Source organism: Microbacterium sulfonylureivorans (genome assembly GCF_003999995.1).
GTDB classification, from domain to species: domain Bacteria; phylum Actinomycetota; class Actinomycetes; order Actinomycetales; family Microbacteriaceae; genus Microbacterium; species Microbacterium sulfonylureivorans.
The window spans coordinates 1,912,572-1,927,313 of sequence record NZ_RJAD01000001.1; the positions used below are offsets into that span (position 1 = coordinate 1,912,572).

Annotated in this window: 11 protein-coding genes; 5 read left to right on the forward strand and 6 right to left on the reverse strand. The window is 71.3% G+C overall.

What is annotated here, in order from left to right; genetic code table 11:
* Window positions 1-19 precede the first annotated feature (19 nt).
* The 3 genes from EER34_RS08425 to EER34_RS08435 all read left to right on the forward strand — a co-directional run bounded on the left by EER34_RS08425 (window position 20) and on the right by EER34_RS08435 (window position 4,571).
* On the forward strand, window positions 20-688 hold the full coding sequence (locus tag EER34_RS08425) for an NUDIX hydrolase family protein (RefSeq protein ID WP_127474033.1): 669 nt from the start codon (window positions 20-22) through the stop codon (window positions 686-688).
* A gap of 25 nt (window positions 689-713) precedes the next feature.
* Window positions 714-2,636: a M3 family metallopeptidase gene (locus tag EER34_RS08430; RefSeq protein ID WP_127474034.1), complete on the forward strand. Its 1,923-nt coding sequence runs from the start codon at window positions 714-716 to the stop codon at window positions 2,634-2,636.
* Window positions 2,637-2,930: 294 nt separating this feature from the next.
* Window positions 2,931-4,571: a coiled-coil domain-containing protein gene (locus EER34_RS08435; protein WP_127474035.1), complete on the forward strand. Its 1,641-nt coding sequence runs from the start codon at window positions 2,931-2,933 to the stop codon at window positions 4,569-4,571.
* Window positions 4,572-4,664: 93 nt separating this feature from the next.
* Here the strand turns inward: EER34_RS08435 and EER34_RS08440 are convergent, their stop codons facing one another.
* From EER34_RS08440 to EER34_RS08450, 3 genes are all read right to left on the reverse strand, one after another.
* Entirely contained in the window at window positions 4,665-5,735 is a 1,071-nt protein-coding gene (locus EER34_RS08440; protein WP_127474036.1) for a threonine aldolase family protein, read from the reverse strand.
* Between the two features lie 152 nt (window positions 5,736-5,887).
* A complete protein-coding gene (locus tag EER34_RS08445; protein WP_127474037.1) occupies window positions 5,888-6,583 on the reverse strand; it encodes an SDR family NAD(P)-dependent oxidoreductase in 696 nt (231 codons plus the stop codon).
* Window positions 6,576-8,018, reverse strand: a complete 1,443-nt coding sequence (locus EER34_RS08450) for a DUF6421 family protein (protein ID WP_164743507.1) — start codon at window positions 8,016-8,018, stop codon at window positions 6,576-6,578. Before EER34_RS08450 ends, EER34_RS08445 begins: the two co-directional genes overlap by 8 nt.
* A gap of 117 nt (window positions 8,019-8,135) precedes the next feature.
* Between EER34_RS08450 and EER34_RS08455 the strand changes: the two genes are divergently transcribed.
* Window positions 8,136-8,618: an Lrp/AsnC family transcriptional regulator gene (locus EER34_RS08455; protein WP_127474038.1), complete on the forward strand. Its 483-nt coding sequence runs from the start codon at window positions 8,136-8,138 to the stop codon at window positions 8,616-8,618.
* A 446-nt stretch (window positions 8,619-9,064) separates the two neighbouring features.
* Entirely contained in the window at window positions 9,065-10,027 is a 963-nt protein-coding gene (locus EER34_RS08460) for a diacylglycerol/lipid kinase family protein (protein ID WP_240642192.1), read from the forward strand.
* A 468-nt stretch (window positions 10,028-10,495) separates the two neighbouring features.
* Here EER34_RS08460 and EER34_RS08465 read toward each other — a convergent pair whose 3' ends face one another.
* The 3 genes from EER34_RS08465 to EER34_RS08475 all read right to left on the reverse strand — a co-directional run bounded on the left by EER34_RS08465 (window position 10,496) and on the right by EER34_RS08475 (window position 14,687).
* Window positions 10,496-12,028, reverse strand: coding sequence for a CoA-acylating methylmalonate-semialdehyde dehydrogenase (locus tag EER34_RS08465; RefSeq protein WP_127474039.1), 1,533 nt, complete (start codon window positions 12,026-12,028; stop codon window positions 10,496-10,498).
* Between the two features lie 52 nt (window positions 12,029-12,080).
* A complete protein-coding gene (locus EER34_RS08470) occupies window positions 12,081-13,418 on the reverse strand; it encodes an aspartate aminotransferase family protein (protein WP_127474040.1) in 1,338 nt (445 codons plus the stop codon).
* A 114-nt stretch (window positions 13,419-13,532) separates the two neighbouring features.
* On the reverse strand, window positions 13,533-14,687 hold the full coding sequence (locus EER34_RS08475; protein WP_127474041.1) for an ABC transporter substrate-binding protein: 1,155 nt from the start codon (window positions 14,685-14,687) through the stop codon (window positions 13,533-13,535).
* Window positions 14,688-14,742 lie beyond the last annotated feature (55 nt).

The window sequence follows — 14,742 nt, forward strand, 5'->3', positions numbered from 1 at the left end:
GCTGGGGTATACAGGAACCATGCCGGTCCGCACCCCCGACCCCGACCCCAACGAGCGCGACGACGACGGCACGCCCCGTGATCCGCTCGGCGGCGTCGGCGCGTCGTTCGGCACAGGGGGACGGCCGCTGGGCGACGGATCCTTCGGGTCGCCGTCGCCGGAGGCCGCCGGGAACCCCGGCTGGCTGAGCGACGTCGAGCTCGCCGAGGCCCGTCGCCGGCTGCCGATGCTGTACGTCGAGGCGCTCCCCGTGCGCACCGACGGGGTCGGCGCCGTCACGGAGGTCGGGATCCTGCTGCGCGCGACGCCGCTCGGCGAGATGACGCGCACCCTCGTCTCCGGCCGCGTCCGCTACGGCGAGACCGTGCGCGACGCGCTCTTCCGTCACGTCGAGAACGATCTCGGTCCGATGGCCTTCCCGCTCCTCCCGCCGCAGCCGACGCCGTTCACGGTCGCCGAGTACTTCCCGCTCCCGGGGATGAGCGCGTTCCACGACGACCGCCAGCACGCCGTCTCGCTCGCCTTCGTCGTACCCGTGACCGGCACGTGCGAGCCGCGTCAGGACGCGCTCGAGGTCACATGGCTGAAGCCGGAGGAAGCGGCATCCGACGCCCTCTCGGCCGAGATGGAGGGCGGCCGCGGCACGCTCGTGCGCCTGGCACTGGCGAGCGTCGGCGCACTGCGCTGACGGGCCCGCGTCGTAGGCTCGTCGGGTGAGCACGGACGCCCTCGAACCTCTGTCCTTCCCGACCGACGCGGAGGGATGGCTCGCCTTCGCGTCAGACAGGCCGGCCGAACGGATCGCGCGCGTCGCCCGGATCGACGCGGAGCTGAAAGGCGCGCACGACCTCTCCACGGTCGCGCTGCTCGAGTTGTGGAACGACACCGAGATCGCGCTCGCCGAGGCGCTGAGCGGGGCATACCTGCTCAGCGAGGCGCACCCCGACCCGGCCGTGCGCGAGGCCGCCGAGGCGCAGGTGCAGGCCGTCGAGGCGCTCAGCAGCTCACGACTGCTCGATCGCGAGCTGTGGGCGGTCTTCGCGGATGCCGACGCCACCGGCCTCGACGACGCCGCCGCGCGGCTCCTCGCCCACCTGCTCCGCGACTTCCGCCGCGGGGGCGTCGACCTCGACGACGACGCCCGCGAGCGCGTCCGCGCCCTGACGGACCGCGATACCGAGCTGTCGCTGACCTTCTCGCGGAACGTGCGCGACGGCCGCCGCGAGATCACCGTGCCTGCCGCTGGGCTCGCCGGTCTCCCGCAGGACTTCGTCGACGCCCACCCCGTCGACGCCGACGGGCGCGTGACCCTCACGACCGAGTACACCGACCTCATGCCGGTGCGCGAATACGCGTCCGACCGCGACACCCGCATCGCGCTGCTCAGCGCCTACAACGACCTCGCCTGGCCGGACAACGATGCCGTCCTCGCGGAGCTCCTCGCGGTGCGCGCCGAGCGCGCCGAGCTGCTCGGCTTCGGCGGCTGGGCGGACTACGAGACCGAGACGCGCATGATCGGCTCGGGTGCCGGGATCCTCGCCTTCCTGTCGAGACTGGATGCCGCGTCCGCCGATGCCGCCGCCGCGGAGTACGCACGGCTCGAGGAGCGGCTGCGCCGCGACATCCCCGATGCCGGACCCGTGACGATCGCCGATTTCTGGTACCTGCTGAGCGCGCTCAAGCGCGAGGAGTACGACGTCGACGCGCAGCTGGTGCGCTCCTACTTCCCGTTCGACCGGGTCAAGCGCGGAGTGCTCGACGTGACGGCCCGACTGCTGGGCGTCGAGTACGTGCCCGTCGATGTGCCGACGTGGCATGAGGACGTCTCGAGCTTCGACGTCGTCCGCGACGGCGTGCGGATCGGCCGCATCCACCTCGACCTGCACCCGCGTGACGGAAAGTTCAACCACGCCGCGTGCTTCCCGCTCGCTCCCGGTGTCACGGGCCGCTCGCTGCCGGAGGCCGTGCTCCTGTGCAACTTCTCGCGCGGGCTCCTGGAGCACGACGAGGTCGTGACCTACTTCCACGAGTTCGGGCACCTCGTGCACGACATCCTCGGCGGCGACCACCGGTGGGTGCGCTTCAGCGGGGTCGCCACCGAATGGGACTTCGTCGAGGCCCCGAGCCAGCTCCTCGAGGAGTGGGCGTGGGACGCCGACGTCCTCGGCTCCTTCACGGCGAACGCCGCGGGCGAGCCGATCCCGGCCGCGCTCGTGGAGAGGATGCGGGTGGCCGACGCGTTCGGCCGCGCGCTGGAGGTCCGGCGCCAGCTGGGGCACGCGAACGTCTCGTACCACCTGCACGCCGACCGCCCGGCAGACCTTCAGGCCGAGACGGAGCGGCTCTACGCCACGACCAGCCCGGTGCAGCCACTGCCCGGGCTCCACCCCTACGCGGGATTCGGCCACCTGACCGGGTACGGCGCCTGCTACTACACGTACCAGTGGAGCCTGGTGATCGCTCGCGACCTGCTGTCGGCCTTCGACGACGGGCTGATGGACGAGGAGACCGCGCATCGCTACCGTCGCGAGATCCTCGAGCCCGGCGGGTCGCGCGACGCGCGCGATCTCGTCGAGGCGTTCCTCGGCCGGGAATACTCCTTCGAGGCCTACCGGAGCTGGCTCGAAGGGGAGTGACTCAGGGGCCGCGGAGGGGGTGCCCGCGCCCTGCGTTCGCGTTCGCGCCCTTCCGGACGGCTCTGTCCACACGGTGCATCCGTCGCATGCCTGACACACAGGTCGGGGAGGTATTCTTCACGTGCCCGAGCCGCAGATTCCTGCGCCCCGAACCCCCTGGTGTCGCTGAGGGCGTCGTCCCACCCGTGATCTCCGCCGCCGCCGAAAGCACCCGCCGCCGGCACGAGGATCCGGGACGCCGCCTCCGCCCCCCGATGCTCGACGACACCGCATCCGAAGAAGCGGAGACACCCGATGTCCGACAACGCCTCGCCCGCCCGTAATGACGCGGCCGAAGACACCAGCACCCACCCGTTCGACCGGCTGATCGGCAGCAGCAGCAGCGCGACCGCTGCGGCCACGCCGGCCGAGGCCGCTTTCACCACTGCCTTCCGCGGCTACGACAAGGACGAGGTCGACACCGCGATCGCCGGCCTCAACGCGCGCGTGCGTGCCGCGAGCGAGCAGGTCGCGCTTCTGAAGCAGAACCAGCGCCGCGCCGGCGCCGCCGTGTCGCAGAGCCGGGAGAAGGCCGAGCGCCTCGAGTCCGAGCTCGCCGCCGCGACCGCGCAGCGCGAGGAGGCGCTCGCGCGTCTCGAGTCCGAGGTCGCCGAGGCCGGCTCCCGCGACCGCGACGCCGTGGCGCGACTGGAGTCCGAGCTCTCCGCAGCGCAGGCGAAGCTCGCTTCGGCCGAGCACCGCGTGCAGGCGCTCACCGAGGAGCTCGTCAGCGCGACCGAGGAGTCGTCGTCGCCGAACCGCCCGCAGTTCGAGGAGATCCTGCGCGTCGCCGAGGACCAGGCAGGCGTCGTGCTCCGCAACGCCACGGTCCAGGGCGAGCGCCTCCTCGCGGCCGCCCTCGAGGAGATCGAGAACCGCCGCAAGGACGCGAAGGTCGAGGCGGAGGCGATCGTCTCGCAGGCACAGAGCGAGGCGCAGCAGACGCGCCTGCGCATCGAGACCGAGCTGACCGCGCATCAGGCCCGCATCGAGCGCGAGGCCGCGCACGCCGCCGAGAAGGTCTCCCAGGCCGAGCGCGAGGCTGCCGCCATCCGCTCGGAGGCGGAGAAGGGCGTCGCGACGCTGCGCTCGATGGTGGCGCGTGAGACCGCGCACTCGCGCTCCGAGGCCGAGGAGGCCGTCCGCGAGCTGCGCGTGCGCGCCCTCGAGTTCGAGGCATCCCTCACCCGTCGCCAGGACGACGCGCAGCAGGAGTTCCTCGTGCTCCACAACCAGGCCGTCGCGCACGCCGAGCGCATCACGCAGGACGCCAACGACCAGGTCGCGGCATCGCTCGAGCACGCTCAGCGCGTGTCGGCGAAGGCCGACGACTTCGAGCGCCTCGTGCGAGCGCAGGCGCAGCAGGTCGAGGCCGACGCGAACGTCCGCGCCCGCGAGCAGCTCGACCAGGCCCGTGCCAAGGCGCAGCAGATCATCGACCTCGTCACGACCCACTCGCAGGCCGTTCTCCGCGACGCCGAGGACCGCACCCGCACGCTGCGCTGGCAGCAGCACCAGCTGACGAGCTTCATGGCCGAGGTCAAGGATCTCATCCGTCCCGCCGCGCCGCTCGACCTGTCGGACTCGTCCGCGCAGCCGGTGGTCGACACCCTCGACGACGCCGCGCCGATCGAGCACGTGCTCCACTCCGAAGACGTCGACGCCGAGCACGAGGCGCAGGATGCCGCGGCCGAGGCCGCTGAGGACGCTCCGGCGGAGACGGCCGAGGATTCCGAGACCGCCGAGGTTTCCGAGATCGCCGAGGGCTCCGAGGCCGGCGAGGGAGAGCAGGCGGCCGAGGGCTCGGATGGTTCCGAGGCCGGTGAGGGCGAGCAGGCGGCCGAGGGCTCGGATGGTTCCGAGGCCGGCGAGGAGCTCGAGCGCGTCGAAGGCTGAGCCCCGCGCACGAACGGAAGGGGATCCTCGCATCGGGTGCGAGGATCCCCTTCGTCGTCGGAGCGGTCGGGCGCCGCCGCCGCACGAAAGCCGTCAGTCGCGCGTGGTCTCGCGCGCGATCGCCGCGAGGAACGCGTCGATGTCGTTCTCGGAGGTGTCGAACGCGCACATCCACCGGACCTCGTTCCTCGCGGCATCCCAGTCGTAGAAGCGGAACGACTCGCGCAGTCGATCGGCGACTCCGTCGGGAAGGGTCGCGAAGACGCCGTTCGCCTGCGTCGGCTGGGTGAACGCCACGCCCCGGATCGACCCGTCGGCGAGGCCGGCCTCGACGCCCGTGCGCAGACGCTGCGCCATCGCGTTGGAGTGCGACGCGTTGCGCAGCCACAGGTCGCCCTCGAGCAGCGCCACGAGCTGGGCCGACACGAACCGCATCTTCGACGAGAGCTGCATGTCGAGCTTGCGCAGGTACGTGAGTCCCTGGGATGCCTCGGGGTTGAGCACGACGATCGCCTCGCCGAGCATCGCCCCGTTCTTGGTGCCGCCGAAGCTGAGCACGTCGACGCCGACGTCACGGGTGATCGCCGCCAGGGGGACTCCGAGGGATGCGGCCGCGTTCGAGATGCGCGAGCCGTCCATGTGGAGGCGCATGCCGTGCCCGTGGACGTGGTCGGCGATCGTGCGGAGCTCGTCGGGCGTGTAGAGCGTGCCGAGCTCGGTCGACTGCGTGATGGACACCACGAGCGGCTGCGCGCGGTGCTCGTCGCCCCAGCCCCACGCCTCGCGGTCGATGAGCTCGGGGGTGAGCTTGCCGTCGTCGGTCGGGACGTTGAGGATCTTGATGCCGCCGACGCGCTCCGGCGCCCCGCCCTCGTCGACGTTGATGTGCGCCGTCGTCGCCGCGATCACGGCGCCCCAGCGGGGGAGCATCGACTGCAGGCCCACGACGTTCGCCCCGGTGCCGTTGAACACGGGGTACGCCTCGACGCCGTCGCCGAAGTGACGGGCCATGACGTCCTGCAGCCGCTCTGTGTACACGTCCTCGCCGTAGGCCACCTGGTGGCCGTCGTTGGCGGCGGCGATGGCCGCGAGCACCTCGGGGTGGATGCCGGAGTAGTTGTCGGAGGCGAAGCCGCGGAGGTTCGGGTCGTGGATCGTGGTCACGGTGTTCCAATCTAGCTGCGTGTCACAACTCAGCATGAGCGGTCGGGGTCGGGATCAGGGATCCCGGATTCATGCGGGCGGGCCGCGCCGTCGAGCGTGCGGAGCCTGAATACGGTACGCGTCGGCGCCGCGCAGTCCGGTGTCCTGGCTGTCTATTGCGCGGGGTCGGTCAGCTCGACGATCGTGTCGTTCCCCTCGGCCGCATCTGCCGCCCACAGGCCGGCGAACCGCTGCGCGAGGGCGTCCTCGAGCCCGGAGAGCGCCTTGACCCGGAAGACGACGGATGCCGCGGCCGGCGGGGTGCCGGCATCCCGGGCCGCCTTGGCGAAGCCCTGCGCGACCGCGCGCGTCCACGCCTCGGTCGCCGCCTTGACCGCTGCGTAGTTGGCGCCTCCCGCGAGGGGACGGGCCACCGCCGTCGAAGACACCACCGCGAGCCGGCCGGCGCTCGAGGCGCGGAGGTCGGCGTCGAAGGCGCGGCTGACGTGCCGCAGCGCGGAGAACGAACCTTCCAGGAAGCGGTAGTCGGCCTCGGTCTGCCCGGCGAGTCCGCCGCCGCCGCGCCACCCGCCGACGAGATGCAGGATGCCGTCGACCCGGCCGTCGGCAGCGTGCACGCGCTCGGCCAGACCGGCCACGTCGGCCTCGTCGGTCAGGTCGCACGCCTCGGTGCGGATGCCCGGCACGGCCGCCGCGAGCTCGTCGAGCTTCGCGGCATCCCGGCCGACGGCGACGACCCGCGCCCCGGCCGACGCCAGGACGCGGGCCGCCGCGAGGCCGGAGGCGCTGGTCGCGCCCGCGATCAGGACGAGCCGTCCCTCGACGCTGCGCGTGACGTCGTCAGGCATCGGCGCCGGTGATGCCCGTCGTCGACTCGATGACCGGCTTCATCTTCTTGTCGAGCGCCTCGAAGAACATCGAGAGCGGGAACTCGTCGTCCATGACCGCGTCGGTGTAGCCCTTCGGGGGTCCGGCGAGGATCTCGTCGGACAGGCCGCGGGCCCACACCGACGCCGGGTTCGGCGTGAGCGTGCCGCGCACGAGGTCGTACGCGGCGAGCCAGTGCGCGACCTTCGGCCGGTCGATCGAGCGCCAGTAGAGCTCGTCGATCGCGTCGGCCAAGGCGACGACCGCGGCGGGGACCTCGGGCCAGTCGAACGCGAGCGACGTGTCGGTCCAGTGCAGCACGCCGCGCTGGTGCAGCCAGGCGAACAGCAGCTGACCCCCGAGCCCGTCGTAGTTGCGCACGCGCGAACCGGTGATCGAGAAGCGGAAGATCCGGTCGAAGATCACCGCGTACTGGACGAGCACCGCGTGCTCGAGCATCTCTGCCTCGGCGGCGTCCAGCACCTCGCCGGCGTCGACGCGCGCCCGCAGGCGGGACGTGATCGCGACGCACTCGCGGAACGCCGTCAGGTCGCACCGGAGCTCTTCCAGCGAGTACAGGAAGTACGGCATCCGCTGCTTGATCATGAACGGGTCGAACGGCAGGTCGCCGCGCATGTGCGTGCGGTCGTGGATGATGTCCCACATCACGAAGGTCTTCTCCGTGAGCGCCTGGTCGTCGAGCATGCGCGCCGCGTCGGCGGGCAGCTCGAGCTTCGTGACCTCTGCTGCCGCGCGCACCACGCGCCGGTAGCGCGCGGCCTCGCGGTCCTGGAAGATCGCCCCCCAGGTGAACGGCGGGATCTCGCGCATCGCGACCGTCTCGGGGAACAGCACGGCCGAGTTGGTGTCGTAGCCGGGCGTGAAGTCGAGGAACCGCAGCGAAACGAAGAGCTTGTTCGTGTACTCGGTCTCGAGCTCCGCAATGAACTCCGGCCAGATCACCTCGACGAGCACCGCCTCGACGAAGCGGTCCGACGAGCCGTTCTGCGTGTACATCGGGAACACGACGAGGTGACGGATGCCGTCGACGCGGTGTCGCTGCGGCTGGAAGGCGACCAGCGAGTCGAGGAAGTCGGGCACGCCGAAGCCGCCCTCCGCCCAGCGCTCGAAGTCGCGGACGCTCGCGGCGAGGTACTCCGCGTCGTGCGGGAAGCGCGGAGCGAGCTCCACGATCGCCGCGACGATCGTGCGGACGTGCTCGCGGGCGGCCGGATGATCGGATGCCTCGGGCACCGAGCCGTCCTTGATCTGCAGCGCCTGCAGCGAGGTGGCGGCCGTCTTGAGCGAGATCCAGGCCGAGGAGGTCTCGACGCCGTCGACGGAGGCGCGGGCGTCCTCCACGACCTCGGGCTCGCCGACGATCGCCTTCGTCATCGACGTGGGGCTGCTGGGCATGGTGAACCTCCGATCCTGGATGGGCTTGCGGCCAAGTCTACGGGAGAACTTCCTGTGCTTCATCCCTCCGACAGGAAGACTTCCTGTCGGAGGTCGGTGGATTGGTAGGGTCGGACCATGCTGAGTCCCGAGGAGACCCCGAGCACCGCGTCGATCGACGACTCCATCGACGCGGTGATCGTGCGCGAGGTCTCGCTGAACGCGCGAGCGACGCTCGCCGAGCTGTCGACCGCCGCAGGGCTCTCCGTCTCCGCCGTCCAGACGCGGCTGCGTCGGCTCGAGTCGCGCGGCGTCATCACCGGCTACCGCGCCGTCGTCGACGCCGAGGCTGTGGGCAAGCCGCTCTCGGCCTTCATCGAGATCACCCCCCTCGACCCCGCGCAGCCCGACAACGCCCCCGAGATGCTCGAGCACCTCGCCGAGATCGAGGCGTGCCACTCGATCGCCGGCGACGCCAGTTACATCCTGTTCGTCCGGGTGAGCTCGCCGCGCCACCTCGAGTCGCTGATCCGCGACATCCGCCTCGCCGCCTCGGTGAACACGCGGACGACCGTCGTGCTCCAGACGTTCTACGAGAACCGGCCGATCCTTCCCGCCTGATCCGGACGGCCCGCCGCCCGGCGTCTCTACCGCCCGGAGTCCCACCCCGCCCGGAATCCCCGCCCGGCGTCCCCCGCCCGGCGTCCCCCGCCCGGCGTCTCCGCCGCCCGGCGCCCCACCCCGCCCGGAGTCCCCGCCGCCCGGCGCCCCCCCCGGAGTCACCGCCGCGCCAGGAGTCCCCGCCCGGCGTCCCACCCCGCCCTGAGTCCCCGCAGCGCCCGGCGTCCCACCCCGCCCGGAGTCCCCGCGCCCGGAATCCCCGCCCGGAGTCCCCGCCGCCCGGAGTCCCCGCGCCCGGCGTCCCCGCCGCCCGGCGTCAAGGATTCAGGAAACACGCCGTGCGGAACCCGCCGAACGGCACCCGCGGCGGCGTGTCTCCTGAATCCTTGACATCGCCCGTCGACGCTCGCCGGTTCGCGCCCTTCCGCCGGGGTACGCTCAGCCCTGTGGAGGGGTCCAGCGAGATCGGCACGCCCGCGTCCGGACGTGGGGTGCTCATCGTGCGCAACACGCAGTCGGGTACCGCGGTGATACGCGCAGATCCCGCCGACACGTTCGCGCAACGGCTGCCGGATGCCGTGGTGCACGTGCTCGCGGACGGAGAAGACGTCGACGACGTCGTGGTCGCGGCGATGGAATCGGATGCCCCGCCCGATGTGCTCGGCGTCTACGGCGGCGACGGCTCGGTGTCGCGCCTGGCGCACCTCGCCCGCCGCCACGAGCGTCCGCTGCTCGCGATGCCCGGCGGGACGTTCAACCATTTCGTCCGCGCGCTCGGCATCGACAGCGTCGACATCGCGATCGACGCGCTCCTGGCCGGGTCCGCCGTGACCACGGGTGTCGTGGAGGCGACCGCGGACGGCGGCGAACCGATCACCGTGCTCAACGTCGTGTCGGTGGGCGCCTACCCGGAGCTGATCGAGGAGCGCGAGCGACGCAGCAGCCTCGGCAAATGGCTCGGCGGCGTAGCGGCCACGTGGACGGCCCTGCGACGCGCGGAACCGCTGACCGTCGTGCGCGACGGCCGGCGGGCACGGGTGTGGTCGGTGTTCGTCAGCGTCGGTCGCAACGACCCCGAGCGCGTCGCGACGATGCAGCGGCAGGATCTCGCCGCCGATGTGCTCGACGTCCGCATCCACCACGCCCGAGGGTCCCGGCTGCGAGCCCTCGCGTCGCTCGCATTCGGCAAGCGCACCGCCGCGGTGCTGCGGGCGGTGCGGCTGTTCCCGCGCGACGCCGACATCGAGCGTCTCGTCGTGCCCGAGATCGAGCTCCTCGTGAGGCCGCAGCCCGGGCGTCCGTCCGTCTTCGTGCACGACGGCGAACTCGTCGAGCGCGACGCCGCGGGATTCACCCTGCACTGCGTCGCCGTCCCCGCGTCGCTCCGGGTCTACGCCCCCGCGCCCTAGGCCCCGCGTCCCCCTGGGTCGACGCCCCTCGGCGCCCTAGGCCCCGCGCCCTAGGTCCAGCCCCGGGCCGCAGCCAGCGCGTCAGCCGCAGGTCCGTGCAACTTCCGCAGCAGTTCCTGCGGCCGATGTCCCGAGATGCGGCTACGCCGAGTGCGTCGCCCCGGGCCGTAGCGCGCTTCGCGTCAGCCGTAGGTCCGTGCAACTTCCGCAGCAGTTCCTGCGGCCGATGTCCCGAGATGCGGTCACGCCGAGTGCCTCGCCCCGGGCCGCAGCCACCGCGTCAGCCGCAGGTCCGTGCAACTTCCGCAGCAGTTCCTGCGGCCGATGTCCCGAATTGCGGCCGACAGCGGATCCCCCGGCGAACGACGGATCCCCCGGCGAACAGCGGATCCCTCGGCGAACGGCGGATCCCTCGGCGAACGACGGATGCCGCGGCCCGGCGTGGGTCGCGGCATCCGGGAATCGCACTCAGTCGTGCTGCGGGAAGCCCAGGTTCAGGCCTCCGTGCGACGGGTCGAGCCAGCGCGACGTGATCGCCTTCTCGGCCGTGAAGAACTCGAAGCCGTGCGGACCGTACGCCTTCGCGTCGCCGAACAGCGAGGCCTTCCAGCCGCCGAACGAGTGGTACGCGACCGGGACGGGGATCGGCACGTTGATGCCGATCATGCCGACCTGCGCTTCGCGCTGGAAGCGCCGGGCTGCGCCGCCGTCGTTCGTGAAGATCGCGGTGCCGTTGCCGTAGAGGCTCGAGTTGATGATGCCGAGGCCGTCCTCGTAGCCCTCGACGCGGACGACCGAGAGCACCGGGCCGAAGATCTCGTCCTTGTACACGGACGAGGTCGTCGGCACCTTGTCGATGAGGGTGGGTCCGAGCCAGAAGCCGCCGGGGTCGCCGTCGATCTCGACGTCGCGGCCGTCGACGACGACGGAGGCGCCGTCGGACGAGGCGACGTCGATGTAGGACGTGACCTTGTCGCGGTGCTGGCCGGTGATGAGCGGGCCCATGTCGCAGCCGCGCATGCCGTCGCCGGTGCGCAGGGTCGCCATGCGCTCGGACACCTTCTGCACGAACTCGTCGGCGATCGTGTCGACGGCGAGGACGACCGAGATCGCCATGCAGCGCTCGCCCGCCGAGCCGAAGCCGGCGTTGACCGCGGCGTCGGCGGCGAGGTCGAGGTCGGCGTCCGGGAGGATCAGCATGTGGTTCTTGGCGCCGCCGAGGGCCTGCACGCGCTTGCCGTGACCGGTCGCCGTCTCGTAGACGTACTTCGCGATCGGCGTCGAGCCGACGAAAGAGATCGCCTTGACGTCGGGGTGCTCGAGGAGGGCGTCGACCGCCTCCTTGTCGCCGTGCACGACGTTCAGCACGCCGTCGGGGAGCCCTGCCTCCTTGAGGAGCGCCGCCATCCAGTTCGCGGCGGTCGGGTCCTTCTCGCTGGGCTTCAGGATCACGGCGTTGCCGGCCGCGAGGGCCACGGAGAAGAACCACAGCGGAACCATCGCCGGGAAGTTGAACGGGCTGATGATGCCCACGACGCCGAGCGGCTGGCGCAGCGTGTAGACGTCGATGCCCGTCGAGACGTTCTCGGAGTAGGCGCCCTTCGTGAGGTGGCCGAGGCCGCACGCGAACTCGACGACCTCCATGCCTCGCGCGATCTCGCCGAGCGCATCGGAGAGGACCTTGCCGTGCTCCGAGGTGAGGATCTCGGCGAGCTCGCCCTTGCGGGCGTTCAGCAGCTCGCGGAAGGCGAACAGCACGCCCTGCCGCTTGGCGATCGACGCGTCGCGCCATCCCGCCCAGGCCTCGGACGCCACGTCGACGGCGGCTCCGACATCCGCTGTCGAGGCGAACCTCACCTGCTTCTGCACCGTTCCCAGCGCGGGGTTGTAGACGGACCCGGTCCGTTCGGACTCGCCGGCCCAGGCCGCCCCCCGCACCCAGTGCTCGAGGATCGTGGTCGCGGACTGGTCGGTCCGCTCCAGGGTCGTGGTGTCGGTCATCGTGTTCCTGCCCTTCATTGGGAAGCCCTCCTCGTGAGAGGACGTGCACGCGTCAGAAGAGGTCTTCTTCGACGCTCGTCAAGGCTTCATCGTAAATCGTCATGGCCTGGGATACCTCTGCGTCCGTGACGACGCAGGGCGGCACGACGTGGATCCGGTTGTCGGCGGCGAACGGCAGCAGGCCCCGCGACGACAGCTCCTTCTTGAGCTTTCCGATCACGTCGGCCCCGACGGGCTCGCGCGTCTCGCGATCGGAGACGAGCTCCATGGCCCAGAAGACGCCCTCGCCGCGGACCTCGCCGATCAGCGGATGCCGCGCCTCGAGGTCGCGCAGTCCGGGGCCGATCGCCTCGGCGCCGATGCGCCGGGCGTGCTCGACGATGCCCTCGTCCTCCATCGCGTCGATGGAGGCGATGATGGATGCCGCGGCCAGCGGGTGCCCGGAGTAGGTCAGCCCACCGGGGAAGACCCGCTCGTCGAACGTCGCCGACACCGCGTCCGAGATGACGACGCCGCCCACCGGCACGTAGCCGGAGTTGACGCCCTTCGCGAAGACGATGAGGTCGGGCACGACGTCGTACCCCTGGAACGCGAACCAGCGCCCGGTGCGGCCGAACCCGCACATGACCTCGTCGAGGATCAGCAGGATGCCGTAGCGGTCGCACAGGGCGCGCACACCGGCGAGGTACCCGGGCGGCGGCAGGAGGATGCCGGCCGTGCCGGGCACCGACTCGAGGAGGATCGCGGCGATCGTCGCCGGCCCCTCGGACTGGATCACCCGCTCGAGGTGGTGCAGGGCCCGCGCGGACTCCTCCTCGGGCGTCGTCGCCCAGAACTCGCTGCGGTAGAGGTAGGGGCCGAAGAAGTGCGCGTGTCCGCGGGCGTACTGGTTCGGCATCCGTCGCCAGTCGCCCGTCGCGACGATCGCCGCGCCGGTGTTGCCGTGGTACGAGCGGTACGTCGACAGGATCGTCTCGCGGCCCACATCCCCTCTGGCGGCACAGTGGAGGCGGGCCATGCGGATGGCGTTCTCGTTGGCGTCGGCGCCGCCGTTGGTGAAGAACACCTTCGCGAACCCGTCGGGCGCCTTCGACAGGATGCGCTCGGCGGCCTGGCCGCGGGTGAGGTTGGCGGTGGCGGGGCCGATCGTCGCGAGCTCGCCGGCCTGCTTCTGGATCGCCGCGACGACAGCGGGATGCTGGTGCCCGATGTTGACGTTGACGAGCTGACTGGCGAAGTCGAGCATCCGATTGCCCGCGTGGTCCCACACGACGGTGCCGGAGCCGCCGGCGATCACGGGGAGATCGAGGCCCGCCTGCGCCGACCAGGAGTGGAAGACGTGCTCGCGGTCGAGCGCCTTCGCCATGGCGTCCAGGTCTGGTGTGGTCATGCCCGATTCCCTTCGGTGAGCCGCTCCCCACCCGCAACGCTCGTCGCTCGACGGCCGGGGGTCAACCGGCAACCCGGCCGCCGAGCGAGCGAAACGAGACGGAACGTCTGGCGACTAGTTGCCGCCCTCCTGCAGTTCGACCTCGATCGGGCTGAACCCGTCGCCGGTGAGGTCGACGCCATCGGCCTCGAGCTCGTCCAGCGCCTGCTGGATGTACTCGTTCGACCAGGCGCTCGCCGGCGGCTCCTCGGTGATGAGGTGCGCGCCGGTCTCGTTGACGGCGGCCAGGGCCCCGTCGACCGTCTGCTGCCACGCCGCCTCGTCGATGATGCCGATGCCGTCCGGCGACGGCCAGATGAGCTTGTTGATCTCGTTCATCATCCACAGCTCGTGGCTCGGACCCCAGGCGGAGCCGTTCGCGAGCGTGATCGCCGCGGCCTCGTCGGGGTTGTCGCGCGCGAACGCCCAGCCCTTGACGACGGCCTTCAGGAAGGCCACCGTCGTCGCGGCGTACTCCTCGTCGCTCTCGAGTCGCGCGGTGTCGGCCCAGATCGCGTCCTGCAGCATGGCGCCGACCGTGTCCTGGTAGCTGATGACGTTGAAGTCCTCTGGCTGGTAGAGCTCGCCGGTGTCGGGGTCGACGGTCTCGAGCAGCTGCGCGTACTCGTTGTAGGTCATCGCCTGGGCCGCGTCGATGTCGCCCTGCAGGAAGGCGTTCATGTTGAAGTCCTGCGTGATGATCTGCACCGTGGTCGAGTCGAGGCCCTCCGCGGCCATCGCCGCGAAGATCTCCCACTCGTTGCCGAAGCCCCAGGAGCCGATCGTCTTGCCCTCGAAGTCGGCGACCGAGTCGATGCCCGAATCGGCCCACGACACCTGGAGCGTGCCCGAGCGCTGGAAGATCTGCGCGATGTCGGTCAGGTTGGCGCCGGCCTCGATCGATCCGAGCACCTTCGGCACCCACGCGATCGCGTAGTCGACGTCGCCGTTGGCGAGGGCATCCTGCGGCACGATGTCGCCGCCGGACGGGATGATCTCGACCTCCAGACCCTCCTCCTCGAAGTACCCCTGGTCGATCGCCGCGAAATAGCCGGCGAACTGCGCCTGGGGGAGCCACTGGAGCTGGAGCTTCACCGGCGTCAGGTCACCGGCTTCGGGGTCGCCGCTTTCGGAGGGGGCGTCGTCTCCGCCGGAGCATCCGGCGAGCAGAAGCGCGGCCGACAGGGCGAACGCGCCTGTCGCGAGCGCGCGACGTGTGCTGTGTCTCATGTCGTTCCTTTCAGTCCCCTCGCGGGGGTTCGCTGCGGTGGTGCAGTGCCGGCCT